This is a genomic window from Vibrio ouci, from assembly GCF_004551525.1.
Classification (GTDB): domain Bacteria; phylum Pseudomonadota; class Gammaproteobacteria; order Enterobacterales; family Vibrionaceae; genus Vibrio; species Vibrio ouci.
This window is the reverse complement of sequence record NZ_SATR01000003.1, coordinates 182,882-206,374: the sequence shown is the minus strand read 5'-3', so window position 1 is coordinate 206,374 and position 23,493 is coordinate 182,882. Positions and strand designations below refer to the sequence as shown.

General features: G+C 46.7%; 24 protein-coding genes. 7 read left to right on the top strand and 17 right to left on the bottom strand.

Annotated elements, in window-relative coordinates; genetic code table 11:
• Window positions 1-4: 4 nt before the first annotated feature.
• The 8 genes from rpsS to rnr form a co-directional block, all read right to left on the bottom strand.
• Window positions 5-283: a 30S ribosomal protein S19 gene (gene rpsS, locus ELS82_RS03785; protein WP_004410465.1), complete on the bottom strand. Its 279-nt coding sequence runs from the start codon at window positions 281-283 to the stop codon at window positions 5-7.
• 21 nt (window positions 284-304) lie between these two features.
• Window positions 305-1,129, bottom strand: a complete 825-nt coding sequence (rplB, locus tag ELS82_RS03780; RefSeq protein WP_004410474.1) for a 50S ribosomal protein L2 — start codon at window positions 1,127-1,129, stop codon at window positions 305-307.
• Between the two features lie 15 nt (window positions 1,130-1,144).
• Window positions 1,145-1,447: a 50S ribosomal protein L23 gene (gene rplW / locus ELS82_RS03775; protein WP_004398471.1), complete on the bottom strand. Its 303-nt coding sequence runs from the start codon at window positions 1,445-1,447 to the stop codon at window positions 1,145-1,147.
• Complete coding sequence (rplD, locus tag ELS82_RS03770) at window positions 1,444-2,046, bottom strand: 50S ribosomal protein L4 (RefSeq protein ID WP_004410477.1); 603 nt, start codon at window positions 2,044-2,046, stop codon at window positions 1,444-1,446. Before rplD ends, rplW begins: the two co-directional genes overlap by 4 nt.
• A gap of 17 nt (window positions 2,047-2,063) precedes the next feature.
• The gene (gene rplC / locus ELS82_RS03765) at window positions 2,064-2,693 is read right to left on the bottom strand and encodes a 50S ribosomal protein L3 (protein WP_134834289.1); all 630 of its coding nucleotides are present in this window, start codon (window positions 2,691-2,693) and stop codon (window positions 2,064-2,066) included.
• Window positions 2,694-2,707: 14 nt separating this feature from the next.
• On the bottom strand, window positions 2,708-3,019 hold the full coding sequence (gene rpsJ, locus ELS82_RS03760) for a 30S ribosomal protein S10 (RefSeq protein WP_004410492.1): 312 nt from the start codon (window positions 3,017-3,019) through the stop codon (window positions 2,708-2,710).
• 610 nt (window positions 3,020-3,629) lie between these two features.
• The gene (gene rlmB, locus ELS82_RS03755) at window positions 3,630-4,367 is read right to left on the bottom strand and encodes a 23S rRNA (guanosine(2251)-2'-O)-methyltransferase RlmB (RefSeq protein ID WP_134834288.1); all 738 of its coding nucleotides are present in this window, start codon (window positions 4,365-4,367) and stop codon (window positions 3,630-3,632) included.
• Window positions 4,368-4,392: 25 nt separating this feature from the next.
• Entirely contained in the window at window positions 4,393-6,852 is a 2,460-nt protein-coding gene (rnr, locus tag ELS82_RS03750; protein WP_134834287.1) for a ribonuclease R, read from the bottom strand.
• A gap of 253 nt (window positions 6,853-7,105) precedes the next feature.
• Between rnr and ELS82_RS03745 the strand changes: the two genes are divergently transcribed.
• A complete protein-coding gene (locus tag ELS82_RS03745; protein WP_134834314.1) occupies window positions 7,106-8,515 on the top strand; it encodes an amidohydrolase in 1,410 nt (469 codons plus the stop codon).
• 102 nt (window positions 8,516-8,617) lie between these two features.
• Here ELS82_RS03745 and motX read toward each other — a convergent pair whose 3' ends face one another.
• From motX to kefG, 7 genes are all read right to left on the bottom strand, one after another.
• Window positions 8,618-9,256 (bottom strand): flagellar protein MotX, encoded by a 639-nt coding sequence (motX, locus tag ELS82_RS03740; protein WP_134834286.1) that lies wholly within the window; start codon window positions 9,254-9,256, stop codon window positions 8,618-8,620.
• A 244-nt stretch (window positions 9,257-9,500) separates the two neighbouring features.
• The gene (locus ELS82_RS03735) at window positions 9,501-10,817 is read right to left on the bottom strand and encodes an adenylosuccinate synthase (RefSeq protein ID WP_005432780.1); all 1,317 of its coding nucleotides are present in this window, start codon (window positions 10,815-10,817) and stop codon (window positions 9,501-9,503) included.
• 172 nt (window positions 10,818-10,989) lie between these two features.
• Entirely contained in the window at window positions 10,990-11,931 is a 942-nt protein-coding gene (locus ELS82_RS03730; RefSeq protein ID WP_134834285.1) for an isoaspartyl peptidase/L-asparaginase family protein, read from the bottom strand.
• A 109-nt stretch (window positions 11,932-12,040) separates the two neighbouring features.
• On the bottom strand, window positions 12,041-12,622 hold the full coding sequence (gene slyD / locus ELS82_RS03725) for a peptidylprolyl isomerase (protein ID WP_004410501.1): 582 nt from the start codon (window positions 12,620-12,622) through the stop codon (window positions 12,041-12,043).
• A gap of 93 nt (window positions 12,623-12,715) precedes the next feature.
• Complete coding sequence (locus ELS82_RS03720) at window positions 12,716-12,910, bottom strand: YheV family putative zinc ribbon protein (protein ID WP_053438819.1); 195 nt, start codon at window positions 12,908-12,910, stop codon at window positions 12,716-12,718.
• 17 nt (window positions 12,911-12,927) lie between these two features.
• The gene (kefB, locus tag ELS82_RS03715) at window positions 12,928-14,724 is read right to left on the bottom strand and encodes a glutathione-regulated potassium-efflux system protein KefB (RefSeq protein ID WP_134834284.1); all 1,797 of its coding nucleotides are present in this window, start codon (window positions 14,722-14,724) and stop codon (window positions 12,928-12,930) included.
• A 1-nt stretch (window position 14,725) separates the two neighbouring features.
• Entirely contained in the window at window positions 14,726-15,298 is a 573-nt protein-coding gene (gene kefG / locus ELS82_RS03710) for a glutathione-regulated potassium-efflux system ancillary protein KefG (RefSeq protein WP_134834283.1), read from the bottom strand.
• Between the two features lie 170 nt (window positions 15,299-15,468).
• On the opposite strand from kefG, the gene ELS82_RS03705 reads away from it, so the two are divergent.
• The 6 genes from ELS82_RS03705 (at window position 15,469) to crp (ending at window position 20,958) form a co-directional block, all read left to right on the top strand.
• Complete coding sequence (locus ELS82_RS03705) at window positions 15,469-17,391, top strand: ABC transporter ATP-binding protein (RefSeq protein ID WP_134834282.1); 1,923 nt, start codon at window positions 15,469-15,471, stop codon at window positions 17,389-17,391.
• Complete coding sequence (locus tag ELS82_RS03700) at window positions 17,388-17,867, top strand: TIGR02444 family protein (RefSeq protein WP_134834281.1); 480 nt, start codon at window positions 17,388-17,390, stop codon at window positions 17,865-17,867. Before ELS82_RS03705 ends, ELS82_RS03700 begins: the two co-directional genes overlap by 4 nt.
• 23 nt (window positions 17,868-17,890) lie before the next feature.
• Window positions 17,891-18,880, top strand: a complete 990-nt coding sequence (locus tag ELS82_RS03695; RefSeq protein WP_134834280.1) for a hydrolase — start codon at window positions 17,891-17,893, stop codon at window positions 18,878-18,880.
• 39 nt (window positions 18,881-18,919) lie between these two features.
• Window positions 18,920-19,132, top strand: coding sequence for a YheU family protein (locus ELS82_RS03690; protein WP_053438813.1), 213 nt, complete (start codon window positions 18,920-18,922; stop codon window positions 19,130-19,132).
• Between the two features lie 82 nt (window positions 19,133-19,214).
• Window positions 19,215-20,084 carry a phosphoribulokinase gene (locus ELS82_RS03685; protein ID WP_004410516.1) on the top strand — a complete coding sequence of 290 codons (870 nt, stop codon included), beginning with the start codon at window positions 19,215-19,217 and terminating at the stop codon, window positions 20,082-20,084.
• 241 nt (window positions 20,085-20,325) lie between these two features.
• A complete protein-coding gene (crp, locus tag ELS82_RS03680) occupies window positions 20,326-20,958 on the top strand; it encodes a cAMP-activated global transcriptional regulator CRP (protein WP_004410522.1) in 633 nt (210 codons plus the stop codon).
• Window positions 20,959-21,027: 69 nt separating this feature from the next.
• Here the strand turns inward: crp and ELS82_RS03675 are convergent, their stop codons facing one another.
• Window positions 21,028-21,819, bottom strand: a complete 792-nt coding sequence (locus ELS82_RS03675; RefSeq protein ID WP_134834279.1) for a DUF1338 domain-containing protein — start codon at window positions 21,817-21,819, stop codon at window positions 21,028-21,030.
• A 185-nt stretch (window positions 21,820-22,004) separates the two neighbouring features.
• The gene (gene astD / locus ELS82_RS03670; RefSeq protein WP_134834278.1) at window positions 22,005-23,462 is read right to left on the bottom strand and encodes a succinylglutamate-semialdehyde dehydrogenase; all 1,458 of its coding nucleotides are present in this window, start codon (window positions 23,460-23,462) and stop codon (window positions 22,005-22,007) included.
• Between the last annotated feature and the right edge of the window lie 31 nt (window positions 23,463-23,493).

Genomic DNA, 23,493 nt, shown 5'->3' with positions numbered 1-23,493 from the left:
CTCCTTAACGCTTCTTCGCTTTCTTATCCACGACATGGCCGCGGTAAGTACGAGTTGGTGCGAATTCACCCAGTTTGTGACCGATCATTTCTTCGGTAACGAAAACTGGTACGTGCTGACGACCATTATGGACAGCGATGGTCAAACCAATCATTGATGGGATGATCATTGAACGACGGGACCAAGTCTTAATAGGCTTTTTGTCTCCGCTTTCCACCGCTTTCTCTACCTTCTTCAGCAAGTGTAGGTCAATAAATGGACCTTTCTTGAGAGAACGTGGCATGGCGATTCCTCTTTATATAGATTACTTGTTACGACGACGTACGATGTACTTGTCAGTGCGTTTGTTCTTACGAGTCTTGAAGCCTTTAGTTGGCTGACCCCATGGTGAAACTGGGTGACGACCACCAGATGTACGGCCTTCACCACCACCGTGTGGGTGGTCTACTGGGTTCATTACCACACCGCGAACGGTTGGACGAACACCGCGCCAGCGGTTAGCACCAGCTTTACCAAGTTCACGTAGCATGTGCTCAGAGTTACCAACTTCACCGATTGTTGCACGGCCTTCAGAAAGTACTTTGCGCATTTCGCCAGAACGTAGACGGATAGTTACGTATGCACCGTCGCGAGCAACGATTTGAGCATATGCACCAGCCGAACGAGCTAGCTGACCACCTTTACCAGGTTTTAGTTCAACGTTGTGTACAGTTGAACCTACTGGGATGTTACGCATTGGTAGAGTGTTACCAGCTTTGATTGGTGCATCAACACCTGACTGGATAGCATCACCTGCGTTAACACCTTTAGGTGCTAGGATGTAACGACGCTCACCGTCTGCGTACAGAACTAGAGCGATGTTAGCGCTACGGTTTGGATCGTATTCAAGACGCTCAACTTTCGCTGGGATACCGTCTTTAGTACGTTTGAAGTCAATTACACGGTAGTGGTGCTTGTGACCACCGCCGATGTGACGTACTGTGATACGACCGTTGTTGTTACGACCACCATTCTTAGAGTTTTTCTCTAGAAGAGGTGCGTATGGCTTGCCCTTGTGTAGGTCAGCGTTAACAACTTTAACAACGTGACGACGACCAGGGGAAGTCGGCTTACATTTAACAATAGCCATTCTTAACTACTCCTGTTATTCCGCGCCGCCAACGAAGTCAAGATCTTGACCTTCTTTCAGAGTAACGTACGCTTTCTTAACGTCGCTGCGGCGACCTTGGCGTAGACCCTGACGTTTGGTCTTACCCTTAGTAATAAGAGTATTTACAGACTTAACTTCAACTTCAAATAGCTTTTCTACAGCTGCTTTGATCTCTTTTTTAGTTGCATCTTTAGCTACTTTGAAAACGATAGTGTTCGCTTTCTCAGCTGCCATAGTTGCTTTTTCAGAGATGTGCGGTGCACGTAGAACTTTTAGGATACGCTCTTCAGTGATCATGCTAGCATCTCCTCTACTTGTTTAACTGCATCAGCAGTAATTACAACTTTGTCAAACGCAATTAGAGAAACTGGATCAATACCAGCTACGTCACGTGCGTCAACTTTGTATAGGTTACGAGCAGCTAAGAATAGGTTCTCATCTACTTCGCTAGTCACGATTAAAGCGTCAGTTAGCTCAAGCTCTTTAAGCTTAGCAACTAGTTCTTTAGTCTTTGGTGCTTCTACTGAGAAGTTATCAACAACGATTAGACGCTCTTGACGAACTAGCTCAGAAAGAATGCTCTTCATAGCACCACGGTACATTTTTTTGTTTACTTTTTGGCTGTGATCTTGTGGTTTCGCAGCAAAAGTAACACCACCTGTACGCCAGATTGGGCTACGGATTGTACCAGCGCGCGCACGGCCAGTACCTTTTTGACGCCATGGCTTAGCGCCACCGCCAGAAACTTCTGAACGTGTTTTCTGAGCACGAGTACCTTGACGAGCACCTGCTGCAAACGCAACAACTACTTGGTGTACAAGAGCTTCGTTAAACTCACGTCCGAAAGTAGTTTCGGAAACAGTTAGTGCATCAGCACCTTTAACCATTAGTTCCATTACTTACTCCTGAGACGTTATGCTTTAATAGCTGGTTTAACGATCACGTTACCGCCAGTTGCGCCTGGGACTGCACCTTTAATAAGAAGCAGATTGCGCTCAGCGTCAACACGTACGATCTCTAGGTTTTGAGTCGTTACACGCTCAGCACCCATGTGACCTGCCATTTTCTTGCCTTTAAATACGCGACCTGGAGTTTGACATTGGCCAATAGAACCAGGAGCACGGTGAGACAATGAGTTACCGTGAGTCATATCTTGAGTACGGAAGTTCCAACGCTTAACAGCGCCTTGGAAGCCTTTACCCTTAGATGTACCAGTAACGTCTACTTTCTTAGTATCGTTGAATAGTTCAACTGTTAGCTCAGCGCCAACTGCGAACTCTTCACCGTTTTCCAAACGGAATTCCCAAAGACCACGACCTGCTTCAACACCAGCTTTAGCAAAGTGACCTGCTTCTGGCTTAGATACGCGGTTAGCTTTCTTAGCACCAGTAGTTACCTGGATTGCTGCGTAGCCGTCTGTATCAAGTGTTTTAACTTGAGAAACACGGTTAGCTTCAACCTCAACAACAGTTACTGGGATAGAAACGCCTTCTTCAGTAAATACGCGGGTCATGCCCACTTTACGACCGATTAGACCAATCATTCTTCTAATCTCCCTTAACCTAGGCTAATTTGAACGTCAACGCCCGCAGCAAGGTCTAGACGCATTAGAGCATCAACAGTTTTGTCTGTTGGCTCAACGATGTCGATTAGACGCTTGTGAGTACGAATTTCGTACTGGTCACGTGCTTTCTTGTTAACGTGTGGAGAGATAAGAACTGTGAAACGCTCTTTACGAGTAGGTAGTGGGATTGGACCACGAACCTGTGCGCCAGTGCGCTTAGCTGTTTCAACGATTTCCGCTGTAGAAGCATCGATTAGTTTGTAATCGAAAGCTTTTAGGCGGATACGGATACGTTGGTTCTGCATGAGACAGAGCTCCAATATTAAAAATTACACAAACAATATCGCCACTCAGACTCGTTAAGACGAGAGAATGTACGATTGATTTATGTGAAACCGTAACTTCCAAGATTAGGAAGTATTGTCAGTTAATTTTCGATCAACTACCCCTACATACCAGAATCACGTCTGGGGATAGTTATTCCGAAGAATAAGTAGCTAATTGTATTAACCGCGAACATAAGCTGAGTCTACATTACCTAATAGATCCGTAGATTTATTAGCTCCTCTTCGCTCATTGGTTCACAACTGGATTAACCAGTGGGCTGCATTATACAGATCACAGTTTCACATGCAAGTGCTGTTTGAAAATTAATCGCGTAAGGTGGAGAAAGGTACGAGTGTGTTGAGGCTCTATTAAAGCGAGTCGAAATCTTTGTGAGATTCCCTACTCCCTCATTCTTCGGTCTATGGAATGACAGGCTAATACCTTTCATCGAGGATAAGCGCCCGTTATAACTACCCACCCCGCTACCAACACACTCTTTTTCGTAGAATGAAGTCCGCTCTCGCCTTTAAAAAACAAAAAGCGCAGACTGAACTCCAGTCTGCGCTTATAGATAAGGTTAGCGAGCAATTATGCTAGACGCTGACGTACCGCTTCAAACAAACATACTCCAGATGCCACCGAGACATTTAAGCTTGATACGCTACCTGCCATTGGGATCTTGATTAGGTCATCACACGTTTCACGAGTTAGGCGACGCATACCGTCACCTTCTGCGCCCATAACAACCGCCAACGGCCCCGTCAGTTTTGCTTGATAGATATCATGCGTCGCTTCGCCCGCAGTACCAACAAACCAAATACCTTGCTCTTGCAGCGCGCGCATTGTGCGAGCTAAGTTAGTTACGCGAACTAAAGGCACACTTTCTGCAGCGCCACAGGCTACTTTACTGACTGTCGCGGTAATGTTTGCTGATTTGTCTTTCGGTACGATAACCGCTGCCACGCCTGCGGCATCCGCATTACGTAAACACGCACCTAAGTTGTGTGGATCAGTTACGCCATCCAGAACCAGTAATAGTGGCGCTTCGTGCTTAGCAAGAATGTCATCGAGATCATTTTCGTTCAGCTGCTTGGCAGGCTTAACGCGAGCCATAATGCCTTGGTGATTTGCACCACGCGCTTTGTCATCCAGTGTCTTACGCGTCATCTGTTGAATAGAGACACCACACACTTGCAGCTCATTTAGAATTGGCATTAGACGGTCATCTTGACGACCTTTTAATACAAATGCTTCGATAAAGCGCTCTGGTTCACGCTCTAGTACCGCTTTTACTGCGTGAATACCGTAGATAAATTCGTTACTCATTTAAAAACCTGTTGGGTTAAATTCTTTACTGCGCCGGTTTATTGGTACGCTTGGTTTTCTTTGGCTTGCTGCCTGGCTTCTTCTTACGAGCCTTCGTCACTTGGGGCTTTTTAGCCGGACCTTTTGACTCTGACTTTTCAGGTCGCTTAGTCGGCTCTACCTCTGGGCTTGCTTTAGCACCTTTGCCCTTAGTGGCAGCACGCTTTTTCTCTTTGGCTTTTCTCTTCGCCTCTGCCGCTCGTTTCTTGGCGGTCTTTCCTTCGCCGCGTAGCTTACGACTTGTTTCAACTAATTCAAAGTCAATTTGGCGATCATCAAGGTTTACCGCCAGTACTTTCACTTTAACCGCATCGCCTAAACGGTAGATAGCGCCAAAGCTTTCGCCGATAAGTCTTTGACCAATTGGGTCAAATTGATAGTAATCGTTGGCTAGAGCTGAAATATGCACCAAGCCATCAATATGCAAATCGCTTAGTCGTACAAAGAAGCCAAAACCAGTGACATTGGCGATCACACCATCAAGCTCTTCACCAACATGGTCCTGCATGTATTCACACTTAAGCCAATCGGACACTTCACGAGTCGCATCATCAGCGCGGCGTTCAGTCATTGAACACTGCTCACCGTAGAAATCCATGTCATCAAATGAGTAATGGTAGCCACCGGTTGGTGTCCAACGATCTTTCAGCGTGCCATTCTCTTTCGCGATAAGGTATTTGATTGCACGGTGCAACAATAAATCAGGGTAGCGACGAATTGGTGAGGTAAAGTGCGCGTAGCGCTTCAATGCCAAACCAAAGTGGCCACAGTTATCGGCGTTATACACTGCCTGCTTCATCGAACGAAGCAGCATAGTTTGGATCAGTTCTTTATCTTGGCGCTCAGCGATCAGCTTAACCAGATCGGCGTAGTCTGTTGGTGATGGCTCTAAACCACCATTTAAGTGCAGACCTAGCTCACCAAGGAAATCACGGAAACCTTGTAGGCGAAGTTCACCTGGAGATTCGTGAATACGGTATAGCGCCGCTTCTTTCGCTTTCTCTACTAAAGACGCAGAAGCGATGTTGGCCAAAATCATACACTCTTCGATCAGCTTATGGGCGTCGTTACGAATCACTGGCTCAATGCTGTCGATTTTACGTTCCGCGTTGAAGATAAACTTAGTTTCAACCGTCTCAAACTCAATCGCGCCACGATTATCACGAGCATGCTTGAGCACTTTGTACATTTTATGCAGCTCTTCGAGGTGAGGAACAACTGGCTCGTAGCGAGTACGTAGCTCTTCATCCCCTTCTAGAATGTCATGTACCTTGTTGTAGGTTAGACGAGCATGAGAGTTCATCACCGCTTCATAGTGCTTGTAACCCGATAGCTTGCCCGTTTCCGAGATCGTCATCTCACACACCATACATAGTCGGTCGACCTGCGGGTTGAGTGAACATAAGCCATTCGATAGCACTTCTGGTAGCATTGGTACGACTTGCGATGGGAAGTAAACCGAGTTACCACGGTTAATCGCTTCTTTATCTAAGGCTGAATCTGGACGAACGTAGTAACTTACGTCGGCAATCGCAACCCATAGACGCCAGCCGCCACCTTTCTTCTTCTCACAGTAAACAGCATCATCGAAGTCACGCGCATCTTCGCCATCAATGGTCACCAGTGGCAAGTCACGCAGATCAACGCGACCAACTTTCGCCTCTTCTGGTACTTCTTCGCCTAGGCCTTCGATCTGTTTGTCGACTGCCTCAGGCCATTCATGTGGGATCTGGTGAGTGCGAATAGCAATTTGTGTTTCCATACCCGGCGCCATGTTTTCGCCCAATACTTCCACTACTTTACCCATCATGCCACGTGAGCGTGAGCCTCGATCAGTTATCTCAATCACCACCACATTACCCATACGAGCGCCTGCGCGTAGCTCATTAGGGATCAAAATGTCTTGGCTAATACGTGAATCATCAGGTACTACATATGAGTAGCCATACTCCAAGAAGAAGCGACCGACGATTTGGGTTTGACGCTCTTCTAAAACGCGCACCAATCGCCCTTCCTTACGGCCACGTTTTGAGTTATCTGTTGGCTGCACCAGCACAAAGTCACCATGGATGATGTTTTTCATCTGGTGGTGCGGTAGCACGATGTCATTATCTTTGCCGACACTTCCTTCCGGACGTACCCAGCCATGGCCATCTTTATGACCAATCACATAGCCTTTGACCATTTCGAGTTTTTCAGGCAATGCGTAACACTGGCGACGAGTAAATACGAGCTGACCATCGCGCTCCATAGCACGAAGCCTACGACGTAGACCTTCGTAGTGATCCTCACCTGAAAGCTGAAGCGCTTCAAACAGGTCATTGCGGTTCATCGGAACCCCTGCTTGGCTTAAGAATTCAAGAATATACTCTCGGCTTGGGATCGGATTTTCATAATTTTCCGATTCACGAGCTGCAAATGGGTCATTATGGGTATTGTCTGACATAGGCGCGCCTAATTAAGAAGGAAGGGAATTAAATCTAGTATATCCGAGTCCCCGTTCTAGGCACAGGTAAGTCGAGTTAAATTCCTCATTTTTCCGTACCTTTTTCATAACTTGGCATCTCTTTTAGCACTCCTTTACGCCATACGATAAAGATCACATTTCAATGCAAGTGACAGAGCAAACGATTGCAACAGGTAAAGAAAGGGGTATGATTCAGAAAAATTTTACTCCCCTTTTTACTACAGGTATCTCTATGAGTATGAAGCGCACACTCCTTGCGACAGCCATCGCGAGTCTAGGTCTGTTTTCAATGTCAGCATCAGCAGCAGAAAAAGCCGATCTAATGATCACTGACGCGATGGTATTAACCATGAACCAAGACAAAACGGTTTATCAAAACGGTACTGTAGTCATTAAGGATAATAAAATCCTTGCGGTTGGTGATGAATCACTTGAAAAACAATACGACGCAAAGAAAGTATTGGATGTTGATGGTGATATCGTTATGCCAGGTTTGATTAATACTCATACCCACGTGTCGATGACAGTATTCCGTTCACTCGCAGATGACGTGCCAGATCGCCTGCACCGTTACATCTTCCCATTAGAAGCGAAGCTTGTTTCACGTGATATGGTGCGTATTGGTGCTAACCTAGGTAACGTTGAGATGGTTAAAGGCGGTGTTACCACTTACGCTGATATGTATTACTTCGAAGATGAGGTAGCCAAAACTGTCGACCAAATTGGTATGCGCGCAATTCTTGGTGAAACTGTGATTAAATTCCCTGTTGCCGATGCCGCTAACGCTGAAGAAGGCATCAAGTACGCGCTTAACTTCATCGAAGAATATAAAGATCACCCACGTATCACACCAGCATTTGCGCCGCACGCACCGTACACCAACACGACAGAAGTTCTGCAGAAGATCGCGAAACTCTCTCTTGAGCTTGATGTGCCTGTAATGATTCACCTAGCAGAATCACATCGCGAAGAAGAGAAGATTGCTGAGCGTGCTGAAGGTATGTCACCTGTTCAATATATGGATAGCATCGGCGCGCTAAACAAAAACCTAGTCGGTGCGCACATGATCTTGGTTGATGACCAAGACATCAAGCTAGTCAAAGAGTCTGATATGGGGGTTGCACACAACATGAGCGCCAACATCAAATCAGCCAAAGGCGTTTCTCCAGCATTGAAGATGTACGACGAAAACGTACGTATTGGCCTAGGTACTGACGGCCCAATGTCAGGCAACACTCTAAGTACCATTGATGAATTCAACCAAGTAGCCAAAGTTCATAAGCTAGTAAACAAAGACCGTGCAGCAATGCCACCAATCAAAGTCATCGATATGGCGACGATGGGCGCAGCAAAAGCACTGCATATGGAAGACAAAATCGGCTCACTAGAAGCAGGGAAACTTGCCGACATTATCGTTGTTGATACCAAAGCGCCAAACATGGTTCCTGTTTACAACCCATATTCAGCATTGGTTTACTCAGCCAACTCAGGCAACGTTCGTCATACGATTGTTGATGGTAAGATCCTAATGAAAGACCGCAACATGCTTACAGTTGATGAAGATAAGATCCGCGAAGAAGCGTTAGAGTTCACCAAGGTTGTGCGCGAGACAGTGATCGAATCAGGCGAAGTGGTTCAGTAATCACATCCCAAAAATGATAATGCCCAGCAAGTGCTGGGCATTTTTGTTTCTAGTGCAACCGACTGAGTGCAGGAAGTCTGTTGCTTTCGATAGTCTATATGTTTACCAGAAAGTATCGCGCTTTTTAGCTCGGGCGATAATGTTCTGTGGCATTCGCCTCTCTAGCCCTTGCCTCAAGACACTGATACGTTTGTGGGTTCTTTGGTCAGCGGTGACCGAATTGTATAACCAGCGATAGGCATCTTCGTAATCAAGCGGACTACCATAGTCACGCAGTAATAACTCAGCAAGATGAATACGCGCATTCAAGTTGCCCATAGCCGCTGCTTCACGCAGGTAGGGAATCGCACGTTCTTTGTCTTGCTGGACGATGGTACCACGAGAGTAATAACGACCAATCTGTTCTAGTGCGGCAGGTAAACCTTGATGAGCGGCGTTTTCCATATAGTAAAGGCCAAGCTCAACATCCTGCTCCACACACACGCCCCATGCTAGCATGTCACCATACAAAAATTCATACGCAGGTAAGCTAATGCGAGTGGCACGCGCAACGATATCTTCAACTAGCTGACAGCTATCAGCCTTGACTCGTTCCAAATGTTGGTTGTTATTAATCAGTTTAATTAGTTCAGCTTCGGTATAAATAGGTATGGGCTCACCAATATCCGGCGAATCATTCGCCTGAACAACCGATGCGCTCAACGCTAATACCATCGAAGCCACTAATTTCCTTAGCTTCATTTTCTGCACTCTTTACTTCGATTTCTTCTCTGCCACCAAATAGACTCATTTGACAGTCAGTGAGTTATTCGCCACTTAATGCGGCAAGCTTGATACCTGTATCGGCAAGCATTGATAACTCTTTAATCAAAATTGCCGCCTGTTGGCAAATTGTTGCCGTAAGCGCCTAAGATCGCAAGAAAAAAAGCTCAAAAAAAAGCCAGCGATAAACGCTGGCTTTTTTAACTGTCTGAACAATCAGAGATTAAGCACCGTATGGGTGAACCTTGATGATTGTTTCGTTACGGTCAGGACCTGTAGAGATGATGTCTACTGGTACACCCGTTAGTTCTTCGATACGTTTGATGTAATCAAGAGCAGCTTGTGGAAGCGCATCGATTGATTTAGCACCAAATGTTGTCTCAGACCAACCAGGCATTGTTTCGTAGATTGGCGTTGCTTCTTCGAATGACTCAGCAGCCATTGGAGAAACTTCTAGGATAGCGCCATCTTTCATCTTGTAACCAGTACAGATCTTGATCTCTTTAAGACCATCAAGAACGTCTAGCTTAGTTAGACACATACCCGTTAGAGAGTTGATTTGGATTGCACGACGCATTGCTACTGCATCAAACCAACCTGTACGACGTAGACGACCAGTCGTTGCACCAAACTCGTGGCCAACATCACCTAAGTGTTTACCAACTGGGTCTTGCTTATCTAGACCGTCGTATAGTTCTGTAGGGAATGGACCTGAACCAACGCGAGTACAGTAAGCCTTAGTGATACCAAGGATGTAACCGATGTGACGAGGACCGAAACCAGAACCTGCAGCAACACCACCAGCAGTCGTGTTAGAAGAAGTTACGTATGGGTAAGTACCGTGGTCGATATCTAGTAGAGTACCTTGAGCACCTTCGAACATGATCTTGTCGCCGCGCTTACGTGCTGCGTCTAGTTCGTCAGTTACGTCCATAACCATTGAAGTTAGTAGATCTGCGTAACCCATGCACTGCTCAAGTACTTCATCGTAGCTTACTGTGTCAGCTTTGTAGAAGTGCTCTAGTTGGAAGTTATGGAATTCCATTACTTCTTTTAGTTTCTCAGCGAACATTTCTTTATCGAAAAGGTCACCAACGCGTAGACCGCGACGAGCTACTTTATCTTCGTAAGCTGGACCGATACCACGACCCGTTGTACCGATAGCTTTCGCGCCACGAGCGATTTCACGCGCGTTGTCGATAGCGATGTGGTACGGAAGAATTAGAGGACAAGCTTCAGAAACGAAAAGACGCTCGCGTACTGGGATACCGCGCTCTTCTAGAGGCTTCATTTCTTTAAGAAGTGCTTCAGGCGATAGTACAACACCATTACCGATAACACATTTTACGTTATCGCGTAGGATGCCTGATGGAATTAAGTGAAGAACGGTTTTCTCACCGTCAATTACTAGTGTGTGGCCTGCATTGTGACCGCCTTGGTAACGAACCACATATTTTGCATCTTCAGTTAAAAGGTCAACAATTTTACCTTTACCTTCGTCACCCCATTGGGTGCCCAGAACGACTACGTTATTTCCCATCTTTCCAGTATCTGTTGCTAGTTAAAAATGGATTCTAGCACTGAATCACATTTCTTGCAGTCATTTTTTAATCATGCAGACGTAATATGGTGGAAATCCATTTAGGCAAAAATTAACACCGAAACAAATCAGCTAGTTAGTCTCAGCCATGGAAGGTTATGCCGCCTTCACGTTACTCATCAGCATATATCTTAACACTGAATTTTCCGTGAATGTCGATACCAGCACGGTACATTCCCGAACTATTCATCGCAAAATGAAGCTCACCCTGACCATCAACGGCAATAAGCCCGCCTTCGCCGCCCATCTGTTTCAGTTCACCTTGAATGACGGTTTCACTCGCGGTGTGGACATCTTCTTTTAGGTAACGCATTCGAGCTGCAACATCAACCGCGACAGTTTTTCGAATAAAGTACTCGCCCATCCCCGTGGTTGAAACGGCAACATTACCATTTTCGGCATAGGTACCCGCGCCAATGATCGACGAGTCCCCGACTCGGCCATACTTCTTGTTGGTCACGCCACCAGTACTGGTCGCGGCAGCAAGGTTGCCCTGTTGGTCTAATGCCACCGCACCAACTGTGCCGTACTTCTTATCATCGGGGTATTTAGACTCTGATAATGCGAACAGCCCTTTCTCTTTCATCGACAGCAGTTGGTCATAACGTCGGTCAGTAAAGAAGTAATCTTGCTCGGTAAACTGATAGCCTTGCTCAAACGCAAACTCTTCAGCGCCTTCACCAATCAGTAGTACGTGATTACTCTTGTTCATCACATCACGTGCTAGCTCAATCGGGTTCTTGATATGACGAACGCCGGCAACAGCGCCAGCATCTAGCTCTTTACCATGCATGACCGAAGCATCCATTTCGACCATCTCTTTGTGGGTCAACACAGAGCCTTTACCGGCGTTAAAGTTCGGCGAGTCTTCCAGCACCTTAACCGCAGCAACAACCGCATCCAGCGCGTCACCTGACTGAGCTAGAATGCTATGCCCAGCACGAACCGAAGCTTCAAGGTCGGCTAAGATTGACGCCTTGAGTTCATCACTCATTTGCTCTCGTAGAATGGTTCCGGCTCCGCCATGAATGGCGATTGAGAATGGTTGGCTCATTGATTGGTCTCCATCTGTATCACTGACCCTATATACATTTAAATAACAAAAAAGGCGTTTCCCGTACAGCGGGAAACGCCTTTTAATATTTTAGCTATCAGCTAACGGATTAGTGAGAACCGCAGCTACCGCCACCGCAGCAGCCGTCTTTCTTCTCTTCACCGTGGTCGTGGCCTTCGCCACCACAACAACCGCCTTCGTGGTCGTGATCATGACCACAGCCACCAGCTTGGTGTACGTGACCGTGCTCGATCTCTTCTGCTGTTGCTTCACGTAGTGCTACAACTTCAACATCAAATGTCAGAGTTTGACCAGCAAGCATGTGGTTACCATCAACAACAACTTCGTCGCCATCAACTTCTGTAACTTCAACAGGGATTGGACCTTGATCAGTATCCGCAAGGAAGCGCATACCTACTTCGATCTCTTCAACACCTTGGAACACGTTAGCAGGAACACGTTGAACAAGTGCGTCGTTGTGCTCGCCGTACGCTTCTTCTGGAGAAACCGTTACCGAGAACTTAGCGCCCGCTTCCTTACCTTCTAGTGCTGTTTCAAGACCAGTGATTAGGTTGTTGTTGCCGTGTAGGTAATCTAGAGGCGCATCAGTTGTTGATTGGTCAACAACCACACCGTCTTCTAGTTTTACTTGGTAAGCAAGACTTACTACTACGTTCTTTTCAATTTTCATATTTACTCCAAGGAGAATAAAGGACCGTTGCATTCACAACGGTCTGTAAACTTTCTACGTCGGTTATTATGGGGATGATTTAGAGAAACTCAATCAATCTGGTTTAAAAATACCGATCATTTCTTGTCCACTGTGTTCAGCGGTCTCCACAGATTCTGGTGTACGTTGGTCTTGGTGACCACATTCAACACACTCTACTAACTCAATATTGTTCTCTATCCACCAGCGTAGCGTGTCTTGCTGAGCACACTTAGGGCAGCTGGCGCCTGCGATAAATCGTTTTTTCATCTGTTTATTTCACTAGTCTATTCCCAGAAGTTCTTCGCTTGTTGGTCACTTTCCATTTCACGACCAAAAATCTCTTCCAGTTCTTTACGGGCTTCTTTGGCTCTTTGGGCCAATTGTTTGTCATCGTTATGCTGAGGTAACAACTCTTTGAGCATAGCATTATCGAGCTTTCTAAAATGCGCTTCCGCTCGCTTTGCTTGATATGGGTGCATACCTAGATCAATCAAGGCCTGACGACCTAAGTCTAGAGCGCCTAGGAAGGTCTCACGTGAATAGCTTTCTACACCGTGGCTAAGCAATTGGTACGCTTCAACACGACTGCGGGCACGCGCCAGCAGCTTAAGATTAGGGAAGTTAGTCTTACATAACTCGATAATCTGCATGATTTCGTCTGGTGAATCGGTACAGATGATCATCGCTTCGGCTTTATCTGCACCTGCAGCGCGCAATAAGTCCACCTGGGTCGCATCACCGTAAAAGACTTTATAACCATATTTACGAAGCAGTTGGATTTGGCTGGCATCACTTTCCAATACCGTAACTTTGATTTTATTGGCATACATGAGGCGGCCAATAATCTGACCAAAGCGGCCAAAGCCGGCGATGATAACGCGTGGCTGTTTGTTGACGATGTCTGACTTCAGCTCAGCAGCCGTTTCCGCATTCAGCCCTCGCGCATACCATTTGCTTTGTGCCATTAAAAGCAAGGGGGTCGTAACCATAGACAGACTCACTACAACCAGTAAGAAAGCGGTTTGTGATTGGTTAAGAAGTCCTTCACTCGCTGCAGCGGTAAAGATAACAAAAGCGAACTCACCACCTTGGCTTAAAATCGCCGCCATTTTACTGCGCGACTTAGCGCGGCTACCGGCCAATCGAGCCAGTAGGTAAAGAATCATCCCCTTGACGATCACAAGCCCAATTACCGCAGAAAGCACTGCCAGAGGTTCAAGTGCTAAGAGGCCAAGATTGACCGCCATCCCGACCGCAATAAAGAACAAGCCCAGCAGCAAGCCTTTAAACGGCTCGATAGCAATTTCTAACTCATGACGATATTCACTTTCCGCCAGCAGCACCCCAGCAAGGAAGGTACCCAGTGCCATAGAAAGCCCAAGCTGCTTCATCATCAAGGCGATACCAATCACCAACAGTAACGCGGCAACCGTAAATAGCTCACGGACACCACTAAGCACCACATAACGAAATAGAGGTCGCAATAGGAAGTGGCCACCTACTAACAAGCCGCCAACACCTGCTAGCATCCAAAGAGCATCTAGCCAATCACCAGCGGTGTTGCCCGCCAAAATAGGCAGCAGAGCCAACATAGGGATCACGGCGATATCTTGGAAGAGCAATACCGCAAATCCTGACTGTCCGGCCTCTTTGCCACCAAGCCCTTGCTCTTCAATCACGCGCAGCGCAATCGCAGTAGAAGAGAGTGCTAAGCCCATGCCGATCACTAAACTGGTTTGCCATGAAGTACCAGCAAAATACGCAACACTTGCAAGCACTAAGGTAGTGACTACAACCTGCGCACCACCCAGTCCGAGTATCGGCCCTTTCATTTGCAGCAGTTTTTTTGGGTTCAGTTCGAGACCAATTAAAAACAGCAGTAACACCACGCCGAACTCAGCGAAGTGAAGAATAGCATCAACATCGCTTATCAAGCCTAAGCCCCAAGGACCAATCGCGATCCCGGCGAGTAGATAGCCCAATACTGAGCCCAAGCCCATTCTTTGCGCCAAAGGGACGGCAACCACCGCAGCGGTTAAGAAAATCGCACTGCTTTGAAGAAAATCATTTTCTAATGCCATGCTACCCTCCTACTTGTTCCGAATAAGCCACTAGTGGGTCATTGAGCCATTGACGATACTGCTCAGCGTGTTGATAGCGCTCCATTTCAGAAACATTACGTGCCCAGTAAAGCACTAGCGGTTCAATCCAATGCATCTGACATAACGCTGCAGTTAACTCGAACGGCTGTAAAATCTGTGAAAGTGGATAGCGGTTATAGCCCCCCCGACCAAAGGCCTCTTCTTTGCCTCCGGTAGTGATCACACTGCGCCAATACTTGCCTTTTAGTGCTTCACCATTACCAAAAGCAAAGCCTTTACCAAGTACTCGATCCATCCACTCTTTTAGTAACGCAGGGCAAGAGTACATATAAAGAGGATGGTGAAAGACGATCACATCATGCTCATTGAGCAACTTATGCTCCGCGCTGACATCAATAAAGAAGTCAGGATAATGAGCATAAAGATCATGCACAGTGACATGCTCAAGAGATTCCACTTTCTTAAGCATCATTTGGTTGGCAACAGACTCTCGCGATTCTGGGTGTGCGTAAATCACCAATACCTTAGGTATATCGGAAGGTAAATTCTGCATTCCTTGGACAGCAATCCTTATATTATTCATAGCCGAAGATGACTGTATTTATTGTAATTTATCGTTATCAGTTTGTTATACGTTGTTAGCCACAATAACGCAACGATCGACATAGCTAGTCAAGTAACCTACTATTCGACGCAATACGAGCAAAGACAAAGCACAAGATTATGATTACCTTCTCTGGCATTCAGCTTCTACGCGGTGGCAAACCACTGCTTGAACAAGCCTCTGCAACCATTCACCCTGGCGATAAAGTCGGCCTTGTGGGTAAGAACGGTTGTGGCAAATCCACTCTATTCGCCCTGATTAAAGACGAACTTTCTATTGATGCTGGTAATTTTAGCAAACCCGCTCATTGGGAGATGGCGTGGGTCGCTCAGGAGACCCCAGCTTTAGAGCGCAGTGCAATTGAGTATGTCATTGATGGTGACCGTGAATACCGTCGCCTAGAGTCAGATTTAGCCGATGCCGAACAAAAAGATAACGGCACCTTAGTCGCCGAGATCCACGGTAAGATTGAAACCATTGGCGGCTACAGCATTCGTGCTCGCGCGGCCGAGTTACTCGACGGTTTAGGCTTTAACCAAGAGCAAATGAGTTGGAGCCTAACCCAGTTTTCTGGTGGTTGGCGTATGCGTCTTAACCTAGCTCAAGCGCTGCTTTGCCGCTCTGATCTTTTGCTACTCGATGAGCCAACCAACCACTTGGACCTTGATGCGGTAATGTGGTTAGAGCGCTGGCTACAAAACTACCCTGGCACCTTGGTTCTTATCTCGCACGACCGAGACTTCCTTGACCCAATTGTTGGCCGAGTGATTCATGTAGAGAATCAACAACTGCATGAATACACGGGTAACTACTCGTCGTTTGAAGATCAGCGTGCACAAAAGCTCATCTTGCAACAAGCTCAGTTTGAGAAGCAGCAGAAACAGATGTCGCACATGCAAAGCTACATTGACCGTTTCCGCTATAAAGCCTCCAAAGCGCGCCAAGCGCAAAGCCGTATTAAAGCGTTAGAGCGCATGGAAAAGGTTTTACCTGCGCAATTGGATAACCCGTTTAGTTTTCAATTCCGCGATCCTGACGCCCTACCTAACCCTATCATTATGATGGATGAAGTATCGGCTGGTTATGGTGACAACCTTATCCTAGAGAAGATTCGCCTAAACTTGGTACCGGGTAGCCGTATTGGTCTGCTTGGCCGTAATGGTGCGGGTAAGTCGACGCTGATTAAACTGCTATCACGTGAGCTTAATCCTCAAGGTGGTGACCTAACCTACTCTCAAGGCGTCAAGATTGGCTACTTTGCTCAGCATCAGCTCGAAACTCTCCACCCAGAAGAGACGCCGCTGCAGCATATGATGCAGATCGCCCCAGATAAGAATGAACTTGAGCTGCGCAACTACTTAGGCAGCTTTGGCTTCCAAGGTGATAAAGCGCTAGAGAAAGTCGCTCCGTTCTCTGGTGGTGAGAAAGCTCGCCTAGTGCTTGCTTTGATCGTGTGGCAAAAACCTAACCTATTGCTGCTCGATGAGCCAACCAACCACCTTGACCTCGATATGCGTCAAGCCCTGACTATGGCGCTACAAACCTTCGAAGGTGCAATGGTGATTGTATCGCACGACCGTTACCTACTGCGTGCCACAACCGATGACCTCTACCTTGTCCATGACCGCCAAGTTGCTCCGTTTGATGGTGATTTGAATGATTACTATAAATGGCTGACTGAACAACAAAAAGCAGAGCGTCGAGAAGCACAAGCACAACAACCAGAGAAGAATAGTGAGAACAGCGCCGCAGCGAAAAAAGACCAAAAACGTCGTGAAGCTGAGTTCCGTAAACTGACCGCGCCAATTCGCAAAAAGCTGACAAACTTGGAAGCAAAAATGGATAAGTTAGGCACAGCATTAGCTGAAGCGGAAACGCAATTGTCTGACAACAGCCTTTATGAAGCCGAAAATAAAGCTAAACTTAATCAAGTACTCGCTGTTCAGGCTAACAGCAAAAGTGAACTTGAAGATGTCGAAATGGAGTGGATGTCTCTCCAAGAAGAACTAGAACAGATGGAACAGGAGTTCAATAGCCTATGAGTTCAAAGCACGTCGAAATTTCTTTAACCCTTGAACGCTTATGGCAATTCAGTTTGCAGTACTACAGCGTGCGAGAGGTCAAAGAGGCGTGCTTGAATCTTCAGAACCAATTTAAAGGCAACGTTAACTTACTGCTGCTGCTCAAATGGCTTGATGAGCAGCAGATCTGTTTCAGAGAACAAGACTGGCACCGCGTTGAAGAGTGTTTAGGTCGCTCTGAAGCGTTACTGCTCAGTTATCGTGAATTAAGGCGTAAACTCAAACTCCACCTGCCCGATACGCTCTATCGCGAGTCACTCCAATTCGAACTGCAATTGGAAAAACAGCAGCAATCTGATCTGGTTGACTGCATCAACAGTATTCACCTTGAAAAGAACCATTGCGAACCACTGGTATTGCGCTATTGTCGCCAACTCGGCGGTGAGCAGCTCTACTCGGCCTTTGCAGAACCTATCAATAATATCGCCAATCTATAAGCTCTACCGACCTTAGGACTGTTATGACTCAATTTGTTGCGGCTAAAGGACTAACCAATCCACACTTACAAACCCTTGCACCGCGTTTTATTCGTAAGAAAGCGCTATTTGAACCTGTGTGGCAAACACTTGATACGCCTGATGGGGATTTTCTCGATATTGCTTGGAGTGAAGACGTCGCTCAAACCAATGGTGAGCAGGCCAAAATTGATAAGCCGATTTTTATCCTGTTTCACGGCTTGGAGGGCTGCTTTTACAGTCCGTATGCCAATGGTTTGATGGATGCCTTTGCTAAACAAGGTTGGCTATCAGTCATGATGCATTTTCGCGGCTGTAGTGGTAAACCCAACAAACTGGCTCGGGCCTACCACTCTGGTGAAGTCGAAGACGCACGCTTTTTCCTTGAGCACCTTGACTCTCTATTTCCTAACCAAACCAAGGTCGCTGTCGGCATCTCGCTTGGCGGTAATATGTTGGCTAACTACCTAGCTAAATATCGTGATAACCCACTGATTGATGCGGCCACCATCGTCTCTGCTCCATTGGATCTCTCTGCGTGTTCTGAACGTATCGAGCAAGGATTTTCTAAGCTCTATAAGAGCTACCTGCTCTCTTCGTTGAAAAAGAACGCGCTACAAAAGCACCACCTCCTCAAAGGGGAGCTTGGCCTCAATTATCACAACATCAAGCGAGTCACAAAGCTGTACGAGTTTGATGACTTGATCACCGCGCCACTGCACGGTTTTAAAGATGCCGAAGATTACTACCATCAATGCTCAGGGATTCATCGCCTTAAAGAGATCACTTTGCCGACCCAGATCATTCACGCCAAAGACGATCCATTTATGACGGATGCCGTGATCCCGAAGTACGTGTTGCCTGAGAACATCGACTATCGCTTATTTGACCAAGGTGGCCACGTTGGCTTTGTCACTGGCAGTGCAATAAAGCCGCGTTTCTGGTTGGAAGAAGCTCTACCTGCCTACTATGAAAGTTTGGTGGTTTCGGCATAATAGCGGCGTCTACAACGAACATAAAATCTAGAGGTATTTATGATTGTTCCTTGGCAACAAATCGATCCAGACACGCTGGACAACCTAATCAAAGAATTTGTCCTGCGAGAAGGGACTGACTACGGCGCGGTAGAGATTTCGCTGCAAAGCAAAATTGACCAAATCAAAAAGCAGCTTGAGTCAGGAGACGCCGTGGTGGTTTTCTCTGAGTTACATGAAACGGTCGACATTCAACTCAAAAATCGATTTTAGAGAACTGCATACAGTGACGTCCAAGCAAAGCATGCTATAGTGGACGTCGATTACAGGAACGTACTCTCAGACAAGGTTTGTCATGTCAGCAAAACACCCTATTATTGCCGTTACTGGTTCGTCCGGAGCCGGAACCACTACTACCTCAGAAGCTTTCCGCAAGATGTTCAACATGATGAACGTTAAGCCAGCCTGGGTTGAAGGAGACAGTTTTCACCGTTTCACTCGCCCGGAAATGGATGTCGAAATCCGTAAAGCTCGTGAGCAGGGTCGTCATATCAGCTATTTCGGCCCGCAAGCTAATGACTTTGGTGGTCTAGCGGAGTTCTTCCGTCAGTATGGTCAAGAAGGCACTGGTCAAGTACGTCGTTACCTACACACTTTTGATGAAGCTGTCCCTTACAACCAAATGCCGGGCACCTTTACCCCGTGGCAAGATCTACCGGAAAACTCAGACGTTCTATTCTACGAAGGTCTGCATGGCGGTGTGGTTGATGGTGACGTCAATGTCGCGCAACATGTCGACTTCCTGATTGGTATGGTGCCGATCGTTAACCTTGAATGGATTCAAAAATTTGTCCGTGACACACGAGACCGAGGCCATTCACGTGAAGCGGTGATGGATTCGATAGTTCGTTCAATGGACGACTACCTAAACTACATTACGCCGCAGTTTTCTCGCACTCATATTAACTTTCAGCGTGTCCCGACGGTGGATACGTCAAACCCACTCAACGCCAAAGGTATTCCAAGCCTAGATGAGAGTTTTGTGGTGATTCGCCTTCGTGGCATCAAGAATGTTGATTACCCTTACCTACTGGCAATGATTGATGGTTCGTTTATGTCGCGTCATAACACCATCGTTGTACCGGGCGGTAAGATGAGTTTTGCGATGGAATTAATCGTACGACCTATTCTTCAACAATTAATCGAAACGGGAAAAATTGGCTAATACTCATGGCTAGAGCACGATTACTTTTCATACCGTGATCATGTGCACAGTTTTGCGTAGTAAATACACCACTTGACCCGATTAAAATCAAGAAATCGTTTTCGAAAAAGGATACTATTTCTTACCGAAACACAAGATGGCTTGCAGCATTTGTAAAGTGCTCTTATCCTAGTAGGCCTATTTAAGGCTTTGCTAAAACATGGAAAGCGGCAAGCGTACCCTGCAGAGGAAGTGAGATATTATGGTTCTAGGTAAACCTCAAACCGACCCAACATTAGAGTGGTTCCTTTCACACTGTCATATTCATAAGTACCCATCAAAAAGCACGCTGATTCATGCGGGCGAAAAAGCTGAGACGTTGTACTACATCGTTAAAGGCTCTGTTGCGGTTCTTATCAAGGACGAAGAAGGTAAGGAAATGATCCTTTCTTACCTAAACCAAGGTGACTTTATCGGTGAGCTTGGTCTATTCGAAGAAGATCAAGAGCGTACTGCTTGGGTTCGTGCTAAATCTCCTTGTGAAGTAGCAGAAATCTCTTTCAAGAAGTTCCGTCAACTAATTCAAGTTAACCCAGACATCCTAATGCGCCTTTCAGCGCAAATGGCAAGCCGCCTACAAGTGACTAGCCAGAAAGTGGGTGACCTAGCATTCCTAGACGTAACGGGCCGCATTGCTCAGACGCTACTAAACCTAGCGAAACAACCTGACGCAATGACTCACCCAGACGGCATGCAGATTAAGATCACTCGTCAAGAGATTGGTCAAATCGTTGGCTGTTCTCGTGAAACCGTTGGTCGTATCTTGAAGATGCTAGAAGAGCAGAACCTAATCTCTGCTCACGGTAAGACAATCGTTGTATACGGTACTCGTTAATTTCGATTAACGAATAAGAATTAAAAAAGCCACCTACTCGGTGGCTTTCTTTTTATCTGACGAACACTGCTAGCCGTTGGTACTTTCGAAGATCTTATCTGCAGATGCAGCAACAAACCCTGGGTAAAGCTCACCATTCGGCATTGGGTAGCGCTTAGCAAACTCATAGAAACCACCTGGGATGATTTCAGTCCCTTCGCTAAACTGCACCGCAACTTTATCTGCCATAGTTGAAGATTGCTCTAGCAGTACCTCTGGCGAGCCTTTCACTTCACCACCAAACTCGTTAATGGTAAAGCCTGCATCACGGAGATGATTATTGACGCCAACCACTTCCTCAAAGGCATTCAGTTGATTGACGCTGACCGTAAAGTGGTTGGCACCATAGCCATGCGCCGCTAACCAAGAAGCGTACTCGCTCTCTGTCGCCAGTGTTTGGAAATCAGCATAGCTTAAGTCCCATAAACGACCGCCAGACAAGAACTCATGACCTTTTAGCTTACTGGTGTCCAATTGCTCAACAAGCTTAGCAACGATAGCTTGCAGTGCTTCTGAGCACTCTTCCACTTTGAGCTCACTGATAAACACTTTTGGCTGTTTCGGGTCTGGATGTTCAAAGTGCTTGGCTACCAGCTTCTTACTTTCAAACAGATAGTCACCGCAAGGTTTGTAGCCAACATCTAAGAAAGGCTGCGCTAAAGTTGCAATACCCAATGGCTCTACATTGAAAGTTCGTAACGCGATATGGTCATTGATCAGCGCTTCATCTTCTTGCAGTAGTTGATGCACTTTTTCAGCAGAGGGACACAAGCGTTGAATATAGTCCTTCCATAACGATTGGAATAAAGCATCTGGCGTCATAACGCCTCCTTGTTTACGTTATTGGGTTAGTCGTTATTGTTATTGGTTAAGTTATAAAAGAGGCTACCAAACCGATTTGTCCAGATAATCAGTCTGATAGCCTTCAACCTGTGACGTTAAAAACCTCCCAGCTCAGGGAGGAAGAAGGGAATTCCCTAACTTAGGTTCTTTGACCTAATGTTTTTTTATAGCTCTAGCCCTGGGCTCAATGTTGCTGGCAGAAGAGTTTCTCCACCTTCCATTGATGCCATAGGATAAGCACAGTAATCAGCTGCGTAGTACGCACTTGGTCGTAGGTTACCCGAAGCACCTGGGCCACCAAATGGTGCATCACCACTTGCGCCCGTTAGCTGGCGGTTACGGTTCACGATGCCGGCACGAATGTGGTCAACAAAGTATTCCCATTCGCTGTCATCGGTAGAGACTAGACCAGCCGATAGACCAAAGCGCGTATCGTTGGCCAGCTCTACCGCTTTCTCTAGCCCTTGGTAACGAACCACTTGTAGCAATGGACCAAAATACTCTTCATCTGGTAGCTCTGCGATCGCAGTGACGTCGATGATTCCTGGAGTAACAAACGCGGCTTGACCCGCTTTCGCTTCAATCAGACTCTCACCACCAAGCTTTTGCAGATTTGCTTGCGCTGCAAGAATAAAGTCAGCTGCTGCTTTAGATATTTGCGGCCCCATAAATGGTGCAGGTTCAGCAAATGGCTGATCAACACGAATCTTCTTGGTTGCGTCCACTAGCTTGCTCACCAACAAGTCACCTTTCTCACCTACTGGCACATACAGGCGACGCGCACAGGTACAGCGTTGACCGGCACTGATAAAGGCAGACTGAATAATGGTATAAACCGTCGCATCCACTTCACCGTAGTTTTCAGAAATCACCATCGGGTTGTTACCACCCATCTCCAGCGCCAGCATTTTGCCCGGCTGCCCAGCAAACTGTTTATGCAGGATATGGCCGGTGTTCGCACTGCCAGTAAACAGCACACCATCAAGACCTTTCGAATCTGCTAACGCAATCCCCGTTTCTTTCGCGCCTTGTACTAGGTTGATAACACCTTTTGGTAGGCCTACTTGATCCCACAGTTTCATTGCAAACTCACCGGTTAGCGGCGTTTGCTCTGAAGGCTTAAATACCACAGTGTTACCCGCAAGTAGCGCCGGCACAATGTGACCATTAGGTAAGTGACCTGGGAAGTTATAAGGACCAAATACCGCCATCACGCCTAGCGGGCGGTGGCGAAGGACAATTTGGTTGCCAGCGGCTTCACGCTGCGCTTCACCAGTACGGTCATGGTAGGCACGAATCGAGATAGCAATCTTACCTGCCATAGCCGCCGCTTCTGTGCGCGTTTCCCAAATCGGTTTACCGGTTTCTTTGGCGATGATTTCAGCGATCTGCTCGCTGTTCTCTTTTACCTTCTCAGCAAATGCGAGCACAATCGCTTCACGCTCAGCAAAGGTCATTTTTTTCCAGCCTACAAACGCGCTGCGTGCTGCTGAAACCGCTTGCTCAACTTGCTCTGGAGTTGCACTTTCACCTTGCCAGATGACGTCATTGTTATATGGGCTTTGTGAGTTCATTGACTCACCTTGACCTGCAACCCATTCACCTGCAATCCAATGTGTCATAACTTGTTCCTTCAAATTTGTTCTTAATCTC